The organism is Sphingomonas carotinifaciens, assembly GCF_009789535.1.
GTDB classification, from domain to species: domain Bacteria; phylum Pseudomonadota; class Alphaproteobacteria; order Sphingomonadales; family Sphingomonadaceae; genus Sphingomonas; species Sphingomonas carotinifaciens.
Window position 1 is genome coordinate 2,349,602 of the sequence record NZ_WSUT01000005.1, and the last position, 20,946, is coordinate 2,370,547.

The following is a 20,946-nucleotide window of genomic DNA, read 5'->3' on the forward strand; positions in this document are numbered from 1 at the left end:
AATATGGTGCCGGTTGCAGGGATCGAACCCGCGACCTTCGGTTTACAAAACCGCTGCTCTACCATCTGAGCTAAACCGGCACGTCCTGGTCGCGCGGGCTCTTGCCTTACTCCACGCCGAAAATCCAGCCTTCGGTTCGGGCAATCTCGCCGGTGAGCCCGGCCGGGTTCCAGAGCGATGGCTTGGCCGAGTCGGCGCGCAGCCATGCCGCGGTCAGCAGGGCATCGGTGCTGTGGTCGTCATAGCGGGCAAGGGCGGCGTGGGGCGCGCTTCCCATGGCCGCGAGGGCCTGATCGAGCATGATGGCGCTGCGCAGCTTGCCGCGACCCAGTCCGGCGGCGCGGGCGGCCAGGGCCGGGTAGATTTCCACGACCAGTGCGCCAGTGGCGGGAAGGGGATCGATCGGCCAGACGGGCACCGTGCCGTGCAACCGGTGGAGGAGGCGCATGCCGGCGAAGCTGGCCTTCGACACCTGCGCGGCCCCCACCGCGTCGAAGATGCTGGACGGGCGGCCGCCGATGGCGGCGATGGCGGTTTCGCAGCGGCGGTAGCGGAGATACCTGGCCTTCGCACCGTCGGCGGCGGCGCCATAGACATGGATGCCGCGACGGGCGTCGACAAAGGTGGCGGCCCCTAGATCGGCGTCGGTACTGCTCGCGTCGACCCGTTGCCATAGCGCGGGCGCGTCTTCGGTTGCCGGCTCGCCGGGCAGATGGGCGCCGCGGTCGAGGAACGGCGCGGAGAAGCTGAAGTCGAAGCCGATCAGCATCGCCGTATCGGCATGGGCGGCAACCCAGTCGTAAACCGCCTGACGCGACCAGCAGCCACCGGGCGGCGGCACGAGGGTCGGCGCGGCCATGCCCGCCTCCGCCACGGCGACCGCGATGCCGCGGTGGCGATGACCGCACGCGCCGGACCAGTCGATCGCGGCGAAGCGGCGGAAATGGACGGGCGGGTCAGCCCTCGCGTTCATGGCGCCGTGCATCCCACCACGCCATGCGCTCGGCGATGCGCTTTTCCAGCCCGCGCCCCGTCGGCTCGTAGAAGCGTTGCGGCGTCATCGCGTCCGGCCAGTAGTTCGCGCCCGAAAAGCCGTCCTCCGCATCATGGTCATATTGGTAGCCGGCGCCATAGCCGATCTGCTTCATCAGCTTGGTGGGGGCGTTCAGGATATTGTCCGGCGGCATCAGCGATCCGGTTTCCTTCGCCGAGCGCCAAGCGGCCTTTTGCGCCATATAGGCGGCATTCGATTTGGGCGCGGTGGCCAGATAAAGGCACGCCTGCACGATCGCCAGTTCGCCCTCCGGGCTGCCGAGGAAATCATAGGCTTCCTTGGCGGCAAGGCATTGTTGCAGCGCCTGTGGGTCGGCGAGACCGATATCCTCGACCGCGGCGCGGGTCAGGCGGCGGAGCAGGAACAGCGGTTCCTCGCCGGCGGTGAGCATGCGGGCGAGATAATAGAGCGCGGCCTGCGGATCGGAGCCACGGATCGATTTGTGGAGCGCGGAGATGAGGTTGTAATGCCCCTCGCGATCCTTGTCGTACACCGCGACGCGACGCTGAAGAAAAGCGGATAGGCCGGCGGCGTCCAGCGGTTCGGCAAGGCCGACCGAAAACAGGGTCTCCGCCTGATTGAGCAGGAAGCGGCCATCGCCATCCGCGCTTGCCACCAGCGCCTCGCGCGCCTGGGGTTGCAGGGGCAGGGGGCGGCCCATCTCGACCTCGGCACGATCGAGCAGTCGACCGAGCGCCTCCCGGTCCAGACGGTGGAGGATCAGCACCTGCGCACGGCTGAGCAGTGCGGCGTTCAGTTCGAAGGACGGATTCTCGGTGGTGGCGCCGACCAATGTGACCGTGCCGTTTTCGACATAGGGCAGGAAGCCATCCTGCTGCGCGCGGTTGAAACGATGGATCTCGTCCACGAACAACAGGGTCCGGCGGCCGGTGCGGGCATGGTCGCGTGCCTCCGCGAACGCCTTTTTCAGATCGGCCACCCCGGAAAAGACGGCGGAGATGGCCACGAAGCGCAGATCGACCGCATCGGCGAGCAGGCGGGCGATCGTGGTCTTGCCGGTGCCGGGCGGGCCCCACAGGATCATCGAGGACAGGCGGCCGGCCGCGACCATCCGCCCGATCGCGCCGTCCGGGCCGGTCAGATGTTCCTGGCCGACGACCGCGCCGAGGTCCCGGGGACGAAGACGATCGGCGAGCGGCGCATCGGGTGCGGGAGGAGGAGCGGGGTCCAGCCCCGCGAACAGATCGGCCATGCGGCAAAGATAGGCGTGACCGCGGGGCACGTCATGCCTCTTGAAATCAGATTGGCTCAAGATATATCTGATGCATCAAGATATATCGGAGTAGGTCGCGATGCGATTTGGAATGGGATATGGCGCATGGACGGACGGCCCGTTCGGTGGCGGCGGTCGGCATGGTAGGCCGGGGCGCGGCGAGCATGAGGGCGGACGCGGGCGGCGGCGCGTGTTCGATGGCGGCGAACTGAAGCTGGTGCTGTTGAAGCTGATCGCGGATGCACCGCGGCACGGCTATGACCTGATCCGGGAGATCGAAGGATTGTCGGGCGGTAGCTATGCCCCCAGTCCCGGCGTCGTCTATCCGACGCTGACCCTGCTCGACGAGATGGGGCTGATCGAGGAACATCGATCCGAGGGAACCAAGAAGCGCTTTGCGACGACCGAGGCGGGGCGTGGCCATCTGGCCGAGGCGGCGGCGCAGGTCGATGAACTGTTCGCCCGGCTGCGCAAACTGGCGGATCACCGCGAGCGGACCGATGGCGCGCCGATCCGCCGCGCGATGGGCAATCTGCGTCAGGTGTTGCAGCATCGCCTGATGCGCGACGACGTCAGCGAGGACACGCTGCACGAGGTGGCGGCGCTGATCGACGAGGCGGCCCGCAAGATCGAGAGGATGAAGTGATGAGCATATCGGTCGCCCGCGTACCCACCCATTCCGCCAGCCGCTATCTGCAGCAACTGGCCAAGCACTGGGCGCACAAGATGACGGTGGCGTTCACCGCGGAGGAAGGGACGATCGACTTCCCCAACGGATCGCGGCTGGAGATGCGCGCCGACAGCGAGACGCTGGACGTGGTGCTGAGCGTGCCGGAGGGTGAGGATCGTGACCGAATGCGCGAGGTGGTGTCCAGCCATCTGGACCGGTTCGCCTTTCGCGAGGCGCCGCTGACCTTCGACTGGCGCGAGGGCTGAGCCGGCCCTTAACGGTAGAAGATGTGATCGGCGATCTGCACGATGCGGATGCGCTGCTTCAACGTGGCGCGGGCCGAACGGAAGAAGAGCGCGCCGGGCGCGACCTCCTCGCCAAGGCCGTTCAGCGTTTCGGTGGCGATGCGGATCGCATTGGTCCAGCGGCTGGTGGTGCGGGAAGGATTATACGCATCCGGATCGAAGAACTGGCCGCGCTGCTTGACGACGCCGCAGGCGCTGGGGGCAAAGCGGCCGCTTTTCATGCGGGTGCGAATGACCTGGGCGATGGCGACCTGACCGCGTTCGGGCTGGTTGCCCGCTTCGCGCACGATAGCCTTAGCCATGCATTCCACTTCCTGCGGGTCGGTCGCAGCGGCGACGGTGATGGGCGGCGTGTCGGCTGCCGGTACGGCGGCGGTCGCGGCCTGGGCTCCGAAGACACCGGCTGCGACGATAAGGACGCGCATCACGATCGAACGCCGCTTGGTCATTCCCGCTCACTGCACATGCGCAAGGGTGTTCGTCGCCCGCCGAGGCAATCCGGAACAATTAGCGGTCGAGGTTCCCCTACGTCTCGCCATTCGCGGCATCCTGCGTCCCTGTGGCGGAGGATGGTCGCTTCGGCTGGACCGAGGCTTTCATTCTTGAAACGCGGCGGCGGGTCAAAGGCCAGTCGATGAAACGTGGCCGGGTCGGGACGAATTTCGGTTAACGGGGGATCCTTATGCAACCTCGCACACCATTGACGTGACCAACGACGCGGCATAACCGTATACGGTATTTAGGAGATGCCGCAGATGACGACTCTGGCCCCGAACCGCCGTATGCTAATGATCGGGGCGGCGTCGTGCGCCCTCTTGCCGGCCGCCGGCGCCCTTGCCGCCACGCCGGAAATGAAGACGAAGCGTGCCAAGCCGCTTCCGCTGGCGGCGACCCGACTGCGTCCGTCGGATTATGCGACCGCCGTGGAGCGGAACCGGGCCTATCTTCACCGCCTGCAACCCGACCGGCTGTTGCACAACTTCCGCAGATATGCCGGGCTGGAGCCCAAGGCAGAGATTTACGGCGGGTGGGAAAGCGACACGATCGCGGGCCATACGCTGGGTCATTACCTTACCGCACTGGTGCTGACCTGGCAGCAGGCCGGCGATCCGGAAATGAAGCGCCGCGCCGATTACATCGTCGACGAACTGGCGGAAGCGCAGGCCAAGCGCGGCACCGGTTATGTCGGGGCGCTGCAACGCAAGCGGAAGGATGGCACCGTCGTCGATGGCGAGGAGATCTTCCGCGAGGTGATGAAGGGGGAGATCAAGTCGGGCGGGTTCGACCTGAACGGATCTTGGTCGCCGCTCTATACCGTCCACAAGCTGTTCGCCGGGCTGCTGGACGTGCATGATGGCTGGGGCAACGCCAGGGCGCTGACCGTCGTCGAGGGGCTGGGCGGCTATTTCGAGCGTATGTTCGCCGCGCTGACGCCCGAGCAGGTGCAGGATGTGCTGAACTGCGAATATGGCGGACTGAATGAAAGCTATGCCGAAATGTACGCGCGGACGGGCAATCCGCGCTGGCTGAAGATGGCGCGGCTGATCTACGACAATCGCGTGCTCGATCCGCTGATGAAGGGTGAGGACCGGCTGGCCAATTTCCACGCCAACACGCAGGTGCCCAAGCTGATCGGCCTGGCGCGCATCCACGAGGTGACGGGCGGCGATCAGCTGCGGGCGCAGGCGGCACGCTTCTTCTGGGACCGGGTGACGCAGCATCACAGCTATGTGATCGGCGGAAACGCGGACCGGGAATATTTCTCCGAACCCGACACGATCGCGCAGCACATCACCGAACAGACATGCGAGCATTGCAACACCTACAACATGCTCAAGCTGACGCGGCAGCTCTGGTCCTGGCAGCCCGAGGGCGCGCTGTTCGACTTTTACGAGCGCGCGCACCTGAACCATGTGATGTCGGCGCAGGACCCGGCAACGGGTGGCTTCACCTATATGACGCCGCTGATGACCGGGGTGGAGCGCGGGTTTTCCACGGTCGATGACGATGCCTTCTGGTGCTGCGTCGGGTCGGGGATGGAAAGCCATGCCAAGCACGGCGAGTCGATCTTCTGGGAGGGGGATGACGGCACATTCTTCGTCAATCTGTATATCCCCGCCGATGCACGATGGGATGCGCGCAAGGCGGCGGTGATGCTGGACACCCGCTATCCGTTCGAGCCGGTATCGACCCTGACCTTCAACCGGGTGAAGGGTGGCCGCTTCCCGGTGGCGCTGCGCATCCCGGGGTGGGCGAACGGCAAGGCGACCGTCACGGTCAATGGCGAGGCGACGACGCCGCGGATCGAGCGTGGCTATGCGATCGTCGACCGGCGGTGGCAGAGCGGGGACGCGGTGGCGATCACCTTGCCGCTCGACCTGCGGATCGAGGCGACGCCCGGCGACACGCAGACGGTGGCGGTGGTACGCGGTCCGCTGGTGCTGGCGGCCGATCTCGGGCCGGTCGACCAGAAGTGGGACCAGGCGGACCCGGCGCTGGTCGGCAGCGACCTGCTGGCGGCCTTCACTCCGACCGATGCGGCGGCGGCGCACTATGCCACGCGCGGCATCGTCCGGCCGGCGGACATGAGCTTTGTGCCCTTCTATCGTCAGTATCAGCGGCGCAGTGCGGTATATTTCAAGACGTTCAGCGATGCCGCGTGGACGGCGGAGGAAGCCGCCTTCACCGCCGAGCAGGCGCGGCTGCGCGACATCACCGCGCGCTCGGTCGACGTCATGCATCTGGGTGAGATGCAGCCGGAGCGCGACCACAATCTCGTTTCCGAAATATCCTATCCAGTCACCTATCGCGGGCGGCAGGGCCGCGATGCGCGCTCGGGCGGGTTTATCGAGTTTTCGATGGCGGTGCGGCCGGGTCCGCTGGTCCTGCAGGCGACCTATTGGGGCAGCGAGCGTTCGCGCGACTTCGACATCCTGATCGACAATGTGAAGGTGGCGACGCAGCGGCTGGACAATGACCGGCCGGGCAAATTCTTCGATGTGGACTATCCGCTGCCGGAGGCGCTGACCAAGGGGAAGAAGTCGGTCCGCGTCCGCTTCGTGCCGCATGACCGGAATTCGGCAGGCCCGGTGTTCGGCGTGCGCATGTACACGGCCAAGCCCGGCGCGGTGGCATGACGCCAGTGGCGGACGGCGTGGCGATGACGCTGGACGCGTTGCGCGGTCTGGCCCGCGAAAAGCTGCGTGGCGCGGGGTTGGCGCCCGATCACGCCGATGCTGTGGCCGAGACCATGGTGGCGGGCGAGCGCGACGGGTGCGCCAGCCACGGCATCTACCGCCTGCTGATCGCGGCCAATTCGGTTGCGCGCGGGGTGGTGGTGCCGGATGCGGTGCCGGTCGTACGATCGCCCGCCTCGGCGCTGGTCAAGGTGGATGGCGGCGGCGGGTTTGCGCAACTGGCCTTCGAGCGGGGCAAGCCGCTGTTGATCGAGCGGGCGCGCACCTGCGGCATCGCCGCGATGGCGATCAACCATGTCGTGCACTTCGCCGCGCTGTGGCCGGAGGTGGAGGCGCTGGCGCAGGCGGGGCTGGTTGCGCTGGCCTTTACCCCCAGCCATGCCTGGGTCGCCCCCGCCGGCGGCACGAAGCCGGTGTTCGGCACGAACCCGATCGCCTTTGGCTGGCCGCGGCCGGGGTGCGATCCGTTCGTGTTCGATTTCGCGACAAGTGCGGTCGCGCGCGGCGAAATCGAACTTCACCGGCGTGCGGACCGCCCGGTGCCGGAGGACTGGGGATATGACCCGCAAGGCCGGTCGACCACCGATGCGGCGGCGGTGCTGAACGGCGCGATGCGCACCTTTGGCGGGCACAAGGGATCGGCGCTGGCGGCGATGGTGGAGTTGATCGCCGGACCGCTGATCGGCGACATGACCAGCGCGGAGTCGATCAGGGCCGATGGCGGTCGCGGCGGCTCGCCGATCGGCGGCGAGCTGGTGATCGCGATCGACCCGGCGGGTTTCCTGGGCGATGCGGTGGCGGACCATCTGGCGCGCGCCGAGGCCATGTTCGCGGCGATCGAGGGGCAGGGGGCGCGCCTGCCCTCCGCGAGGCGCTACGCCGCGCGGGCAGAGAGCCTGCGCGACGGCGTGGTCATCCCGCGCGCGCTGCATGACGACATCATGGCGCTGCGGAGCGGGTAGGCACCGTCAGGCCATCAATTCCTGATAAGCGTCCAGCACCGCCTGATTGGCGGTGTCCCATCGATAGCCATCGACGCGCGCGCGGCTCGCCTCGCTGAAACGGCGGCGCAGATCGGGGTCGGCGACGATGCGGGCGATGGCGTCCGCATAGCCGGCGATGTCGCAAGGGTCGACCAGATAGCCGGTCGCCCCGTCCGCCACCAGATCGACCGCCCCCGTGGCACGCGCGGCGACGACGGGCACGCCGGCCGCCATCGCCTCGGTCGTGACGTTGCCAAAGGTCTCGGTGACGCTGGGGTTGAAGAATATGTCCATCGAGGCGACGGCGCGGCCAAGGTCGTCGCCCGTCTGATAGCCGGCAAAGATCGCGCCCGGCGCCTGTTCGGCGAACCAGCCCTGCGCAGGCCCCTTGCCGACGACGAGCACCTTGTGCGGCACGCCGCGAGCGCGAAGCTGCTTCAGCACGGCGGCAAAGACGTCCAGACCTTTTTCCTTCACCAGCCGGCCGAGAAAGCCGATCGCCACGTCTTCATCGGCGATGCCGAGGCTGCGGCGCCACTGGAGGTCGCGCCGTGCCGGCGTGAAGCGGTCATGGTCGATGCCGCGCGACCAGATGGAGATCGGCGCGGACACCCCCCATTCGCGCAGCAGGGTGACCATGCTGGGACTGGGCACCAGTACCCGGTCGAAGCGGTCGTAGAAGCGCTTCATGATGCGGATAAAGACCGGCTCCAGCATGCCGAGGCCGTAATAGCGCGGATAGGTCTCGAATCGCGTGTGGAACGAGGCAACGGTTCGCACACCGGCGCGCCGCGCCCAGCGCAGTGCGGCGTGGCCGAGCAGTTCGGGGGCGGAGACATGGACGATGTTGGGGGCGAACGCTACCAGATCGCGGCGGACGGCGGCGGGCAGGCCGCGGGCGATGCGATATTCCGCCCGGCCGAAAGGCACTGGCAAAGCAGGCACATCGACCAGATCGCCGGTGGGGGCGAAGGCCGGGCGGGGCAGGGTGGGCGAATAGACGCGGACGTTGACGCCGCGGGCAAGCAGATAGCCGACGAGCAGGTTCAGCGACTGGTTCGCGCCGTCGCGGGTATAGTTGTAGTTGCCGCTGAACAAGGCGACGCGGAGTGCATTCGGGGCCATGGAGCGCGCGCCATAGCTTGACGCGGCGGACAAGACCACCGCCGTGTAGATGTTCCCCAATCGTTCTTGCCCTGCTATATCGGCGGCATGGCAAAGGTTCAGAAGCGCTACGTCTGTCAGGCTTGCGGATCGGTCGCGTCCCGGTGGCAGGGGCAATGCGTCGACTGTTCCGAATGGAACACGCTGGTCGAGGAAGCGCCCAAGGTCGTGACCCCGTTCGCGGCCAAGCACAATCTGCAAGGCGGGGGGCGGGCCTTCCAGCTGGTCGGGCTGGATACCGATATCGCGCTGCCCGAGCGGATGACGACGGGGATCGCCGAGTTGGACCGGGCGCTGGGGGGCGGGTTCGTCGAGGCGTCGGCGACGCTGATCGGGGGCGATCCGGGGATCGGGAAGTCGACGCTGCTGTTGCAGGCGGCGGCGAAGCTGGCGATGGCGGGGCGCAGTGTCGCCTATGTGTCGGGGGAGGAGGCGGCGGATCAGGTGCGGCTGCGGGCGAGGCGGCTGGGCTTGGGGCAGGCGCCGGTGCAGTTGGCGGCCGCAACCTCGGTCCGCGACATCCTGACCACGCTGTCGAGCGGACCGCCGCCCGCGCTGCTGGTAATCGATTCGATCCAGACGATGCATTCCGACCTGATCGAAGGCGCGCCGGGCACGGTCAGCCAGGTGCGCGCGTCGTCGCAGGAGCTGATCCGTTTCGCCAAGGACCGCGGCACCGCACTGGTGCTGGTCGGCCACGTCACCAAGGACGGATCGATCGCCGGCCCGCGCGTGCTGGAGCATATGGTCGACACCGTGCTGGCGTTCGAGGGCGAGCGCAGCCATCAGTATCGCATCCTGCGCGCGATCAAGAACCGGTTCGGCGGCACCGACGAGATCGGCGTCTTCTCGATGCAGACCGAAGGCCTGAGCGAGGTCGCCAATCCATCGTCGCTGTTCCTGACCAATCGGGACGAGGGGGTGACGGGGGCGACGGTGTTTCCCGCACTTGAGGGCACACGGCCGGTGCTGGTCGAGATCCAGGCGCTGACCGTGCGGCTGGCGTCGGGCGCGACCCCGCGGCGCGCGGTGGTCGGCTGGGATTCCGGGCGGCTGGCGATGATCCTGGCGGTGCTGGAGGCGCGTTGCGGGCTCAGCTTCTCGTCGGCGGAGGTATATCTGAACATCGCCGGCGGGTACCGGGTGCAGGACCCGGCGGCGGACCTGGCCGTGGCCGCGGCACTGGTTTCGGCACTGTCCGAGCGCCCCGTGGCAGCCGATGCGGTGGCCTTTGGCGAGATCGCGCTGTCGGGCGAAATCCGCTCGGTCGCGCACGGTCCGCTGCGGTTGAAGGAGGCGGGCAAGCTGGGGTTCGAGCGGGCGCTGGTGCCCGCGGCAATGACCGGGGAGAAGGGCGGGTTGACGCTGTCCGGTTTCAAGACGCTGGCCGGCTTCGTTGACCATATGCTGGGGCGCGGGTAGCGAGAGGACCTGACCACAGGAACGGACGGCCACGACCTTGACCGCGCTCGATATCATCGTCCTGCTCGCCGTGATCGGATCGGCGGTGCTGGGCTTTTCCCGCGGGTTCGTGACCGAGGTGCTGTCGCTGTTCGCCTGGGTGGCGATCGTGGCCGCGCTCAAGCTGTTCCATATCCCGCTGGCCCAGGCGCTGACCGGCATGGTCGGCACCGTATCGGGCGCGGCGGTGCTGGCCTTTGCGATCCTGGCGGGCACCACCTATTTCGGGGGCAAGCTCGTCGCGCGGATGATCGGCGAGCGGACGCGAACCTCGGTACTGGGGCCGGTCGACCGGGCGCTGGGCTTCGGCTTCGGCGCGCTCAAGGGCCTGATCCTGGCGAGCCTGCTGTTCCTGGTCGTCGCCCTGCTGGTCGATACCGTCGGCGGCGGGCCGGCGCGGCGGCCCGAATGGATGGCGACGAGCCGCACCTATCCGCTGCTCAACGCCACCAGTGCGGGGATCGCGGATTTCGTCGACCGGCGCCGCCGCGGGCTGCCGGTCTTTGGGGCGGCGACCGCGCCGGCCCCGTCCAACATAGGCGATCCTGCCCCATGAACGCGCCCCTCTACAATGCCGAGATCCTGCGGCTGGCGACCAGCATTCCCCATCACGAGCGCCTGACCGACCCGATGGGCACGGCCGAGAAGCGCTCCCCCATCTGTGGCAGCCGGGTGACGGTGGACGTGAATGTCGACGACGATGGCCGGGTGACCGAGCTGGGGATGCTGGTCCGCGCCTGCGCGCTGGGCCAGGCATCCTCGTCGCTGCTCGCCGCGCAGATACTGGGCCGGACGCCTGCCGAACTGGCGACGGCGCGCGATGCGCTGGGCGCATGGCTGGCGGCGGGAGAGGGTACGCCGCCGGAATGGCCGGGGCTCGCGGTGTTCGAGCCGGCGCTCGGCTATACCGCGCGGCATGCCTCGATCCGGCTGGCCTTCGAGGCGGCGGCGGATGCCGCGGCCGATGCCGCCGCCCGGCTGCCCGTGCGCTGATGCACGCAGAGGTTTCGCTGCTGCGCGACGGCGCGATCCTGCTCGGGTTCGGCCTAAGCTTCGTGCTGCTGTTCCGGCGACTGGGGCTGGGTGCGACGCTGGGTTATCTGGTGGCGGGTGCCGTGGTCGGGCCGCACCTGCTGGGGCTGGTCGGCGATGCCGAGACCAAGATGGGCATCGCCGAAATCGGCATCGTCCTGCTGCTGTTCATCGTCGGGCTGGAGTTGAAGCCGAGCCGCTTGTGGCGGATGAAGGAGGAGATTTTCGGACTGGGGCTGATCCAGGTCGTCGCCTGCGGACTGGCGATCACCGGCATCGTGCTGCTCGCCAAATTCTCGCCGGAGGCGGCGCTGGCCCTCGGCCTGCCGCTGGCGCTGTCCTCTACCGCGCAGGTGCTGCCGATGCTGCAATCGTCGGGGCGGCTGCGCACCCCCTTTGGCGAGCGGGCCTTCTCGATCCTGTTGTTCCAGGACCTGTCGATCGTGCCGCTCATCACCATCGTGGCGGCGATGTCGCGCAACCCGGCGGATCATGCCGGGCCGCCCGGATGGATATTGGCGCTGCAGACGGTAGCGGCGATCGTCGGGCTGATCCTGGCCGGGCGCTTCCTGCTGCGCCCGCTGTTCCGCCTGATCGGCAACTGGAACGAACGCGAGATGTTCGTGTTCGCCGGGCTGTTCACCGTGATCGCCAGCGCCGCGGTGATGGAACTGCTCGGGCTTTCCACTGCGCTCGGCGCCTTTATCGCCGGGGTGATGCTGGCCGACAGCCCGTATCGGCACGAGCTGGAGGCCGATGTCGAGCCGTTCCGCTCGATCCTGCTCGGCCTGTTCTTCCTGGCGGTGGGGATGATGCTGGACCTGCCCGCCATCGCCGAGCGTCCCCTGTTCGTGGCGGCGATGGCGGCGGCGCTGATCGTGACCAAGGCGGGCGTCATCTTCCTGATCGGACTGGCGTTCCGCATGAAGTGGCGGCAGGCGTTCGCGCTGGGCCTGTTGATGAGCCAGGGCGGCGAATTCGGCTTCGTGCTGTTCGCGCAGGCGCAGAACGGGTTCCTGATCGCATCCGAGGCGGCCAGTCTGTTCGGCGCGATCATCACGCTGTCGATGGCGACCACGCCGTTCCTGATGGCCGCCACCCGGCGCATCCGCGAGGAGCCGGTGATCGCCGGCGGCGAGCGCGACGGCCCCGTGACCGATGGCGCCAATGCGCTGGTCGTCGGCTATGGCCGTTTCGGCCAGACGGTGGCGCAGATGCTGATCGCGCAGGACATTCCTGTCACGCTGATCGACCGCGATACCCAGATGATCGACATCGCCGCCGATTTCGGCGCCAAGGTCTATTATGGCGACGGCACGCGGCTGGACCTGTTGCGACAGGCGGGTGCGGCGGAGGCGGAGCTGATCCTGTTCTGTCTGGACGACGATCAGATCACCGCCGACCTATTGGAAAACGTCCATGCCGCCTTTCCGAACGCGACCATTCTTGTTCGCGCCTATGACCGCCGGGCCTTGCTGAAGCTGAAGGGGAGTCCGGCGGCCTATGTCGTTCGCGAAGTGCTGGAATCGGCCGTCAAGATGGCGCGGCTGGCGCTGACCAGCCTGAAGGTCGACATCGGCGAGATCGACCGGACCGAGGCGATGTACCGCGCCCGCGACAAGGAGCGGCTGGCCGCGCAATATGCCAGCGGCGACCTGCGCGCGGCCAGCGACCGGATCATCGTGCAAGGCGAACGGGAAGGGGCGTAATGGGCTGGATTGCGATACTGGCGGCATTGTCCGGTGCCGTTGCGGTGGCCGCGGGGGCGTTCGGGGCACACGGGGCCGAGGGCAAGGCGGTCGAGTGGCTGAAAACCGGATCGCATTATCAACTCGTCCATGCCGTGGCGGCGCTGATCGCACTCCGGCTGGATGCTCGGGGACCGGCAGTGACCTTCGTGGTGGGCGGCGCGATCTTTGCCGGCACGCTTTACCTGATGGCGATCGGGGGCACGCGCTGGCTTGGTGCGGTCACTCCGATTGGCGGGGCGGCGTTGATCGTCGGATGGCTGTGGCTGGCGTGGAGCGTGCGCGGCTGATCGGGGTAGTTGAGAGGCCCACGGCGATGGTCTAGGGACCCGTGCCATGGCCGACCCATTCTATATCACCACCGCGATCCATTATCCCAACGGGAAGCCGCATATCGGCCATGCCTATGAGATGATCGCCGCCGACGCGATCGCGCGCTTCCAGCGGCAGGCGGGCCGCGATGTGCTGTTCCAGACCGGCACCGACGAGCATGGCCTGAAGATGGCGCAGGCCGCGCGTGCACGCGGGCTGGCGACGCGCGACTTCGCGGACGAAATGTCGAGCCATTTCCATGTCATGGCCGACCGCCTGAACATTTCCTACGACCGGTTCATCCGCACGGTCGACACCGACCATTATGCCGCCAGCCAGGCGATCTGGCAGGCGATGTCGGACAAGGGCGACCTGTATCTGGATCGTTACGAGGGCTGGTATTCGGTCCGCGACGAGGCGTTCTACGACGAGGCGGAACTGAGCGCGGGCGAGGATGGCACCAAGCTGTCGCCGCAGGGCACGCCGGTGGAGTGGACCGCGGAGGAAACCTGGTTCTTCCGCCTGTCCAAATATCAGCAGCCGCTGCTCGACCTCTATGCCGCCAATCCCGACTTCATCCGGCCGGAAAGCCGGCGCAACGAGGTGATGCGCTTCGTGGAGGGTGGCTTGTCCGACCTGTCGGTGTCGCGGACCAGCTTCGACTGGGGCGTTCCGGTGCCCGGCAGCCCCGGCCATGTCATGTATGTGTGGGTCGATGCGCTCACCAACTACCTGACCGGCACCGGCTATCCCGACAGGAACGGCGAACGATCGCGTTTCTGGCCGGCGGACCTGCACCTGATCGGCAAGGATATCGTGCGGTTCCATACCGTCTATTGGCCCGCCTTCCTGATGTCGGCGGACATTCCGCTGCCCCGGTCGGTGTTCGGGCACGGCTTCCTGCTTCATCGCGGCGAGAAGATGTCGAAGTCGGTCGGCAACGTCGTCGATCCGGGCGAGCTGGCCGACGCGTTTGGGGTCGACGCACTGCGCTACTTCTTCCTGCGCGAAGTGAGTTTCGGACAGGACGGTTCCTATTCGGCCGAGGCGATCGTGACGCGGGTGAACGCCGAACTGGCCAACAGCTTCGGCAATCTGGCGCAGCGTACCTTGTCGTTCATCGCCAAGAACCTGGACGGTGCTTTGCCGGAGGCCGGGCGCGCGGAAGACATGGACGGCGCGTTGATCGAGGAGGTGGTGGTCGCCTGTGCAGGCCTGCGCACCGCATTCGACGACCTGATGCTGAGCCAGGGGATCGAGGCATGGATGCGCGGTGTCTATGCCTGCAACCAGTATATCGACACCGCCGCGCCATGGGCGCTGCGCAAGACCGATCCGGAGCGGATGCACGCGGTGCTGCGCACGCTGGTCCGCGCGATCCGCATGCTGGCGATCGCGATCCTGCCGGTGGTGCCGGTGGCGGCGGGCAAGGTGCTGGACCAGTTGGGTGCCGAGGCGCGCGACCACGCCGCGATCGACGATGACGGCTGGTACGACGCGCATGCCGCCAGCGGCTTCCGCCTGGCGCCGCCGACCCCGGCCTTTCCGCGGCTGGAGATGCCGGCGGAGGCGGCTGCCTGATGCTGGCCGACAGCCACTGCCACCTGAACTACAAGGGCGTCGCCGAGCAGCAGGGCGAGGTGTTGGCCCGCGCCCGGGCGCGCGGCGTCACCGCGATGCTCAACATCTCGACCCGCGAAAGCGAGTGGGATGCGGTGATCGCGACCGCCGAGCGCGAGCCGGATGTCTGGGCGTCGGTGGGCATCCACCCGCATGAGGCGGATCAGCACGGCCATGTCGATACGGCCCGGCTGGTCGCGCGCGCCGCGCACCCCCGCGTGGTGGGGATCGGCGAAAGCGGGCTCGATTATTACTACGACCATAGCGACCGGGCCCGGCAGCAGGCGAGTTTCCGGGCGCACATCGCGGCCTGTCGCGAGACGCAGTTGCCGCTGATCGTCCACACCCGCGATGCCGAGGAGGATACGATCGCGATTCTGGGCGAGGAGATGGGGAAGGGGGCCTATCCCGGCGTCATCCACTGCTTCACCGCCAGCGGCGACTTTGCCGACAAGGCGATGGCGCTCGGTTTCTACATCTCGATCTCCGGCATCGTGACGTTCAAGAACGCCAGGGATCTGCAGGACACCGCGAAGCGTCTGCCGCAGGACCGCTTGCTGATCGAGACGGATGCGCCGTTCCTCGCGCCCGTGCCGCATCGGGGCAAGCAGGGGGAGCCGGCCTTCGTTGCCGATACCGCGGCGTTCCTGGCCGATCTGCGCGGCGAGGATGTCGCGGCGCTGACCCGGACCACGGCGGAGAATTTCCACCTCCTGTTCGCAAAGACGCGCGCGTGAAGATCCGCATCCTCGGCTCCGGCACGTCGTCGGGCGTGCCGCGGATCGGAAACGAATGGGGCGACTGCGACCCGGCCGAACCACGCAATCGGCGGACGCGGGCCTCCGCGCTGGTCGAACATGGCGACACCCGCATCCTGATCGACACCAGCCCCGACATGCGCGCCCAGTTGCTGGCCGCGAATGTCGGCCGGGTCGATGCGGTCATCTGGACGCACGACCATGCCGATCACTGCCACGGCATCGACGATCTGCGCCAGATATTCCATCAGCTGGGTCATCCCGTGCGCGGGCTGGCGCGCGCCGATACGCGGCAGACGCTGGAGGCGCGCTTCGCCTATGTCTTTCATGGCAAGCGCGGCTATCCGCCGACCGCGACGATCGAGGAGCTGCCGGACGCGATCACGATCGGCGACATCAGCGTGCGCATCGTCGATCAACCGCATGGCGGGACGCGCTCGGCCGGGCTTCGCTTCGAAGCGGATGGCAAGAGCATCGGCTATGCCACCGATTTCCATGAGCTGACGGCTGCGATGGCGGCGCTATATACCGGACTGGACGTGTGGGTGGTCGATGCGCTGCGCCGCTGGCCGCATCCCTCGCATCCCGAGCTGTCCGCAGTGCTGGGCTGGGTCGAGACATTGCGGCCGCGCGAGGCCGCGTTGATCCATATGGACCAGACGATGGATTATGCGACGTTGTGCGCCGAACTGCCGCCGGGGGTGCAGCCGGGCTATGACGGGCTGGAACTGGTCGCGTGAGCGACGACCGGGTCGCCAATATCCTCCTGTACGGGATCATGCTGATCCTGCCGCTGTCCGCGCTGATCGTGCGGCGTCCGAAACTGGGGCCGACCCTGAAGATGGCGGCGGCGTGGGTCGGTATCTTCGCGCTGGGCCTGATCCTGGTCAGCCAGCGTCACCATGTGACGGACCTGTTCACCGACCAGCGTGTCGAAGGCATGCAGACCCGCATCCGCATGGGCGACGATGGTCATTTCCATGCCGATGTGTCGGTCAACGGCGTGACCCGTTCGATGCTGATCGACAGCGGGGCTACGATCACCGCCTTGTCAGAAGCTACGGCGCGTGCCGCGGGGCTCGATCTGGAGGAAAGCCCGTTTCCGCGCATGCTGCAGACCGCAAACGGCCCGGTGGCGGCGCGAACGGCGACAGTGGAAACGATGACGGTGGGCAGCATCACCACGCGCGACCTAAGCGTCGTCGTATCGCCGGCATTCGGCGATCAGGATGTGCTTGGCATGAACTTCCTGTCGCGGCTGGGATCATGGTCGGTGGAAAAGGGTGAGCTGATACTGACCCCGGAAAAATCGTCCTAGTTTTACATAATATATATTATCGGTCGCTACGATCCGCGACGTTTGAGGAGGGCAAATGCACTCCCCCAGTTGCTGAATACATCACGATGCCGGATGGCAGCGCAACGCCGAAGCACCGTGGCTCACGCAGCCGGCAAGATCGCCAATTGCCTGGCCACCAGCGGTGCCACCCGATCCGCCATGCGACCGACGCCGACCGCATTGGGATGCACCCCGTCGGGCAGCATCAGCTGGCGATTGCCGATCACGGCTTGCAGGATGAACGGGTCCAGCACGGCGTCATGCTCGCGCGCAAGGTCGGGCCAGATGCGGTTAAAGCGATAGGCGAAATCCGGTCCGAGGTTGGGCGGTGCCATCATGCCGGTGAGGATGACCGGAATACCTCGCCGCGCCAGTTCCTCCAGCATGGCCGCCATGTTCGCGCGCGTTTCGGCCGGGTCGACCTGACGCAGCACGTCATTGCCGCCCAGACCGAGTAGCACCAGATCGGGCGGCGTCTTCAGCCGATCGAGGGTATAGGCCAGCCGACGCCGTCCGCCGGCGGTGGTGTCGCCCGACACGCCGGCATTCACCACCGTCGCATCGATCCCCTGCCCGCGCAGCCGCGCCTGGACCGCATCGGGCAGGCTCTCGCCGCGCTTCAGGCCATATCCCGCATACAGGCTGTCACCGAAGGCCAGCACCGTGCGCTTCGGCCCGGACACCGGCAGGGCCGCCGCAGCCGTCGGCGCCGGGGTCGCGACGTTGGTGACCGGCAGCGCCTCGTCGCGCTGCGCATCGCAGGCCGACAGCAGCGCGGCTTGGATAAGCGCGGCGCCTGCCACATATGGCGTCTTCGTCATCTTTATTCTGGATTCCCCGAAAACATGGTCGCACGCGATATGGTCATCCGGGCCGCGGATGTAAGGCTGACGCTTGGCGGCGCGGCGCCGGTCGAGATACTGAAGGGTATCGACCTTGCGGTCGCGGACGGCGAGAGCCTGGCGCTGCTCGGGGCATCGGGTTCGGGCAAATCGTCGTTGATGGCGGTTCTGGCCGGGCTGGAGTGCGCGACCTCCGGCCGCGTCGAGGTGGCGGGCACCGACTTCGGCACGCTGGACGAGGATGGTCTGGCGATCGCACGGCGCGGCCGGATCGGCATCGTGCTTCAGGCCTTCCATCTTTTGCCGACGATGACGGCGCTGGAGAATGTCGCGGTGCCAATGGAATTGGCCGGCGAGCGCGACGCCTTCGCCCGTGCCGAGGCGGAACTCGCCGCGGTCGGATTGTCCAACCGGCTGGACCATTATCCCGCACAGCTTTCGGGTGGCGAGCAGCAGCGCGTCGCCATCGCCCGCGCACTCGGCCCCCGTCCCCGCATCGTCTTCGCCGACGAGCCGACGGGCAATCTCGACGCAGCCACCGGCGCGCGCGTGATGGATCTGTTGTTCGACCGTCGCGCCGCCACGTCAGCGACCCTGGTCATCATCACCCATGATCCCGCCCTTGCCCGGCGTTGCGACCGGGTGATCGAACTGGCTGATGGGCGGATCGCGGCGTGAGCAGCTGGGCGCTGGCCTGGCGGCTCGCACGGCGTGAGGTGTCGGCGCGGTTCCGGGGACTGCGCCTGCTGTTGCTGTGCCTGTTTCTGGGGGTGGGCGCGCTGGCGGCGATCGGCAGTCTGGGCGAGGCGATCGGCGGCGAGCTTGCCGCGCGTGGGCGAGTGCTGCTCGGCGGCGATCTGGAATTTTCGGTGTCGCAGCGTCTGGCCGAGCCGTCGGAGCAGGCGGCGATGCGGGCGATCGGACGGGTGTCGGAGACCATCCGGATGCAGTCGATGGCGGTCACCGCTGCTGGTGCCACCGCTCCCGTTCAGTTGAAGGCGGTCGATACTGCCTATCCGCTTTACGGCCGGCTCACCCTGGGCGATGGGCGCACGGCACGGGCACCGGCAGGTGATGAGGTCTGGATCGGACGGGCGTTGGCCGAGCGGCTGCTGGTGCGCCCCGGCGACACCCTGCGTTTCGGCACTGCGGGCTTTCGGGTCGGGGGGATCATCGCCGACGAGCCGGATCGGCTTGGCGAGGGCTTCACGCTCGGCCCCGTCGCGATCATCGCACACGCAGGGCTGGATCGCACCGGCCTGATCCAGCCGGGCAGCCTGTATGACACGCGATACCGCATCGCCAGCGCCGGCGATCCGGCAAGCGCCGTCCGGCGGTTCGAGCGTCGTTTCCCCACCGCGGGCTGGGAAACCCGCACCCGCGACCGTGCCTCGCCCGGCGCCAGCCGCTTCATCGCGCGCATGGGCGAGTTCCTGACGCTGGTCGGGCTTGCGGCGCTGGTCATCGCCGGGATCGGCGTCGGCAACGGCGTCACCTCCTATCTCGATGCGCGGCGCCAGAATATCGCGATGCTGAAGGTGCTGGGCGCGACATCGGGCATGGTGGCGCGCATATATCTGCTGCAGGTCCTTGCCGTCGCCGGGGTCGGCATCCTTCTGGGCCTGACCGCCGGCATCGTCGCGGTGCCGCTAGTCGGCATGGCGGTGGGCGCGGTGCTGCCGGTCGCGCCGGGACTGACCCTTGCGCCCGCCGCGCTCGCGCTGGCCGCGGCCTATGGCCTGTTGATCGCACTCGCCTTTTGCGCAGCGCCGCTGGTCGCCGCCGGGCGCGTGCCGGCCGCGGCATTGCTGCGCGGCGCGCTGGATGCACGGGCCGGCGGCGGATGGCGTGGCCGCCTCTGGGCGGTGGCGGCGGGTATCCCCGTTGCGGTGCTGGCCCTGCTGACCACCGATCGCCCTGTCTTTGCCGCGGCCTTCCTCGGGGCCACGGCAGCGACACTGGCCGCGCTGGTGGGCATCGGCACCGTGATCCGGATGGCGGCGGCACGCCTGCCCCGCCCCCGCAGGCCGCTCGCCCGGCTTGCGCTTGCCGCGCTCCACCGGCCGGGGTCGCGAACCGTGTCGCTGGTCGTCGCGCTCGGTCTTGGCCTGACCTTGTTCGTGCTGCTCGCCAGCATCCGCACCAGCATCGACGGCAATATCCGTCGCTCGGTGCCGGAGCGCGCCCCTGCCCTGTTCGCGCTCGACGTGCCACCCGATCGCGAAGGCGAGTTCCGACGCACCGTCATCGCGGTGGCCCCCAAAGCCGTCATTGCCACCGTTCCGCTGATGCGCGGGACGATCACCGGCTATGGCACGACCCGCGTCGCCAATCTGGCGACGATTCCGGAGGGGGCCTGGGCGCTGCGCGGCGAGCGCGGCCTGACCTTCGCGACCACCCTGCCCGCAGGCAGCACGCTGACGGCGGGACGATGGTGGAACGCGGCGGAGGCACGACAAAGCCTCGTCTCGATCGACACGCGTCTTGCCGAGGCATTGAAGCTGAAGATCGGCGATCCGCTGACCATTTCGGTTCTGGGACTGGAGCGCACGGCGCGGATCGCGTCGTTCCGGCGGATCGCTTGGGACACGCTGGGCTTCAACTTCGTGATGGTGTTCTCGCCCGGCGCGCTGGCCGATGTACCGCACAACCTGGCCGCGACGATCGACATGCCCGCGGCCAAGGCGCCGGCGGTGACCAGGGCGCTGCTCCCCCGCTTCCCCTCCACCTCCGTGGTCGAGGTGGGCGGCGTGCTGCAACAGGTGCAGGACGTGGTCAACCAGATGGCGACCGCGATCACTGTTGCCGCCGGCATCGCCGTGCTGGCGGGCATTGCGGTGCTGCTCGGGGCGATCGCCGCTGCCCGCGCAGCACGCACCTATGACGCGGTCATGCTGAAGGTGCTGGGGGCCAAGCGCCGCCAGATATTGCTGGCGCAGGCGATCGAATATGCGGTGCTGGCCGGCATCGTCGGTGCGGTGGCGCTCGTGCTGGGCGTCGGCAGCGGCTGGTTCGTGGTGACGCAGGTGTTCGGGTTCGACTGGATGCCTGACTGGATCGTGATCCTGGCGACACTGGCGGGTGGCGCGGTGGTAACGATCGGCATCGGCATTGCCGGAACGCTGCCGGTGCTGCGGGCCCGGCCTGCCGCATCGCTCCGGGCCTTGTAGCGACGTTTCAACCATTTGCCGTCGGAACCCGAGATGGGGTTCGATGGTCCAGCCTTA

General features: G+C 67.8%; 20 protein-coding genes and 1 tRNA gene. 15 read left to right on the top strand and 6 right to left on the bottom strand.

Translation table 11 applies throughout. From position 1 onward, the window contains the following. Positions 1–4: 4 nt before the first annotated feature. The 3 genes from GQR91_RS13120 to GQR91_RS13130 form a co-directional block, all read right to left on the bottom strand. Positions 5–80, bottom strand: a tRNA-Thr gene (locus tag GQR91_RS13120). Between the two features lie 26 nt (positions 81–106). Next, on the bottom strand, positions 107–973 hold the full coding sequence (locus GQR91_RS13125; protein ID WP_149682940.1) for a DUF429 domain-containing protein: 867 nt from the start codon (positions 971–973) through the stop codon (positions 107–109). Then, the gene (locus GQR91_RS13130) at positions 957–2,267 is read right to left on the bottom strand and encodes a replication-associated recombination protein A (RefSeq protein ID WP_149683003.1); all 1,311 of its coding nucleotides are present in this window, start codon (positions 2,265–2,267) and stop codon (positions 957–959) included. Before GQR91_RS13130 ends, GQR91_RS13125 begins: the two co-directional genes overlap by 17 nt. 100 nt (positions 2,268–2,367) lie before the next feature. On the opposite strand from GQR91_RS13130, the gene GQR91_RS13135 reads away from it, so the two are divergent. Continuing rightward, a complete protein-coding gene (locus tag GQR91_RS13135; protein WP_149682939.1) occupies positions 2,368–2,934 on the top strand; it encodes a PadR family transcriptional regulator in 567 nt (188 codons plus the stop codon). Beyond that, entirely contained in the window at positions 2,934–3,224 is a 291-nt protein-coding gene (locus tag GQR91_RS13140; RefSeq protein WP_112383236.1) for a DUF2218 domain-containing protein, read from the top strand. Before GQR91_RS13135 ends, GQR91_RS13140 begins: the two co-directional genes overlap by 1 nt. A gap of 8 nt (positions 3,225–3,232) precedes the next feature. Here GQR91_RS13140 and GQR91_RS13145 read toward each other — a convergent pair whose 3' ends face one another. Beyond that, the gene (locus GQR91_RS13145) at positions 3,233–3,712 is read right to left on the bottom strand and encodes a cell wall hydrolase (protein WP_149682938.1); all 480 of its coding nucleotides are present in this window, start codon (positions 3,710–3,712) and stop codon (positions 3,233–3,235) included. 306 nt (positions 3,713–4,018) lie between these two features. On the opposite strand from GQR91_RS13145, the gene GQR91_RS13150 reads away from it, so the two are divergent. After that, entirely contained in the window at positions 4,019–6,400 is a 2,382-nt protein-coding gene (locus GQR91_RS13150; protein ID WP_249042541.1) for a glycoside hydrolase family 127 protein, read from the top strand. Next, positions 6,397–7,422 carry an Ldh family oxidoreductase gene (locus GQR91_RS13155; RefSeq protein ID WP_149682937.1) on the top strand — a complete coding sequence of 342 codons (1,026 nt, stop codon included), beginning with the start codon at positions 6,397–6,399 and terminating at the stop codon, positions 7,420–7,422. Before GQR91_RS13150 ends, GQR91_RS13155 begins: the two co-directional genes overlap by 4 nt. A 6-nt stretch (positions 7,423–7,428) precedes the next feature. On the opposite strand, the gene GQR91_RS13160 is transcribed toward GQR91_RS13155, so the two are convergent. Next, positions 7,429–8,568, bottom strand: coding sequence for a glycosyltransferase family 4 protein (locus GQR91_RS13160; RefSeq protein WP_149682936.1), 1,140 nt, complete (start codon positions 8,566–8,568; stop codon positions 7,429–7,431). A gap of 87 nt (positions 8,569–8,655) precedes the next feature. Here GQR91_RS13160 and radA point away from each other — a divergent pair, with 87 nt between their 5' ends. The 9 genes from radA to GQR91_RS13205 are packed head-to-tail and all read left to right on the top strand — an operon-like array spanning position 8,656 to position 16,856. After that, positions 8,656–10,029, top strand: coding sequence for a DNA repair protein RadA (gene radA, locus GQR91_RS13165; RefSeq protein ID WP_112383239.1), 1,374 nt, complete (start codon positions 8,656–8,658; stop codon positions 10,027–10,029). A gap of 37 nt (positions 10,030–10,066) precedes the next feature. Further along, entirely contained in the window at positions 10,067–10,624 is a 558-nt protein-coding gene (locus GQR91_RS13170; protein ID WP_149682935.1) for a CvpA family protein, read from the top strand. Then, the gene (locus GQR91_RS13175; protein ID WP_112383241.1) at positions 10,621–11,061 is read left to right on the top strand and encodes an iron-sulfur cluster assembly scaffold protein; all 441 of its coding nucleotides are present in this window, start codon (positions 10,621–10,623) and stop codon (positions 11,059–11,061) included. The genes GQR91_RS13170 and GQR91_RS13175 overlap by 4 nt, the downstream gene beginning before the upstream one ends. Next, positions 11,061–12,809, top strand: a complete 1,749-nt coding sequence (locus tag GQR91_RS13180) for a cation:proton antiporter domain-containing protein (protein WP_149682934.1) — start codon at positions 11,061–11,063, stop codon at positions 12,807–12,809. Before GQR91_RS13175 ends, GQR91_RS13180 begins: the two co-directional genes overlap by 1 nt. Further along, positions 12,809–13,138 (top strand): DUF423 domain-containing protein, encoded by a 330-nt coding sequence (locus tag GQR91_RS13185; RefSeq protein WP_149682933.1) that lies wholly within the window; start codon positions 12,809–12,811, stop codon positions 13,136–13,138. Before GQR91_RS13180 ends, GQR91_RS13185 begins: the two co-directional genes overlap by 1 nt. A 46-nt stretch (positions 13,139–13,184) precedes the next feature. Continuing rightward, entirely contained in the window at positions 13,185–14,741 is a 1,557-nt protein-coding gene (gene metG / locus GQR91_RS13190; RefSeq protein ID WP_149682932.1) for a methionine--tRNA ligase, read from the top strand. Further along, on the top strand, positions 14,741–15,517 hold the full coding sequence (locus GQR91_RS13195) for a TatD family hydrolase (protein WP_149682931.1): 777 nt from the start codon (positions 14,741–14,743) through the stop codon (positions 15,515–15,517). The genes metG and GQR91_RS13195 overlap by 1 nt, the downstream gene beginning before the upstream one ends. After that, positions 15,514–16,278: an MBL fold metallo-hydrolase gene (locus tag GQR91_RS13200; protein ID WP_149682930.1), complete on the top strand. Its 765-nt coding sequence runs from the start codon at positions 15,514–15,516 to the stop codon at positions 16,276–16,278. The genes GQR91_RS13195 and GQR91_RS13200 overlap by 4 nt, the downstream gene beginning before the upstream one ends. Further along, positions 16,275–16,856, top strand: coding sequence for a retropepsin-like aspartic protease family protein (locus tag GQR91_RS13205; RefSeq protein ID WP_235904098.1), 582 nt, complete (start codon positions 16,275–16,277; stop codon positions 16,854–16,856). Before GQR91_RS13200 ends, GQR91_RS13205 begins: the two co-directional genes overlap by 4 nt. Positions 16,857–16,978: 122 nt before the next feature. On the opposite strand, the gene GQR91_RS13210 is transcribed toward GQR91_RS13205, so the two are convergent. Next, positions 16,979–17,698, bottom strand: a complete 720-nt coding sequence (locus GQR91_RS13210) for an arylesterase (protein ID WP_149682929.1) — start codon at positions 17,696–17,698, stop codon at positions 16,979–16,981. Between the two features lie 24 nt (positions 17,699–17,722). Here GQR91_RS13210 and GQR91_RS13215 point away from each other — a divergent pair, with 24 nt between their 5' ends. Beyond that, on the top strand, positions 17,723–18,397 hold the full coding sequence (locus tag GQR91_RS13215; RefSeq protein WP_149682928.1) for an ABC transporter ATP-binding protein: 675 nt from the start codon (positions 17,723–17,725) through the stop codon (positions 18,395–18,397). Further along, entirely contained in the window at positions 18,394–20,889 is a 2,496-nt protein-coding gene (locus GQR91_RS13220; protein ID WP_149682927.1) for an ABC transporter permease, read from the top strand. The genes GQR91_RS13215 and GQR91_RS13220 overlap by 4 nt, the downstream gene beginning before the upstream one ends. Positions 20,890–20,946 lie beyond the last annotated feature (57 nt).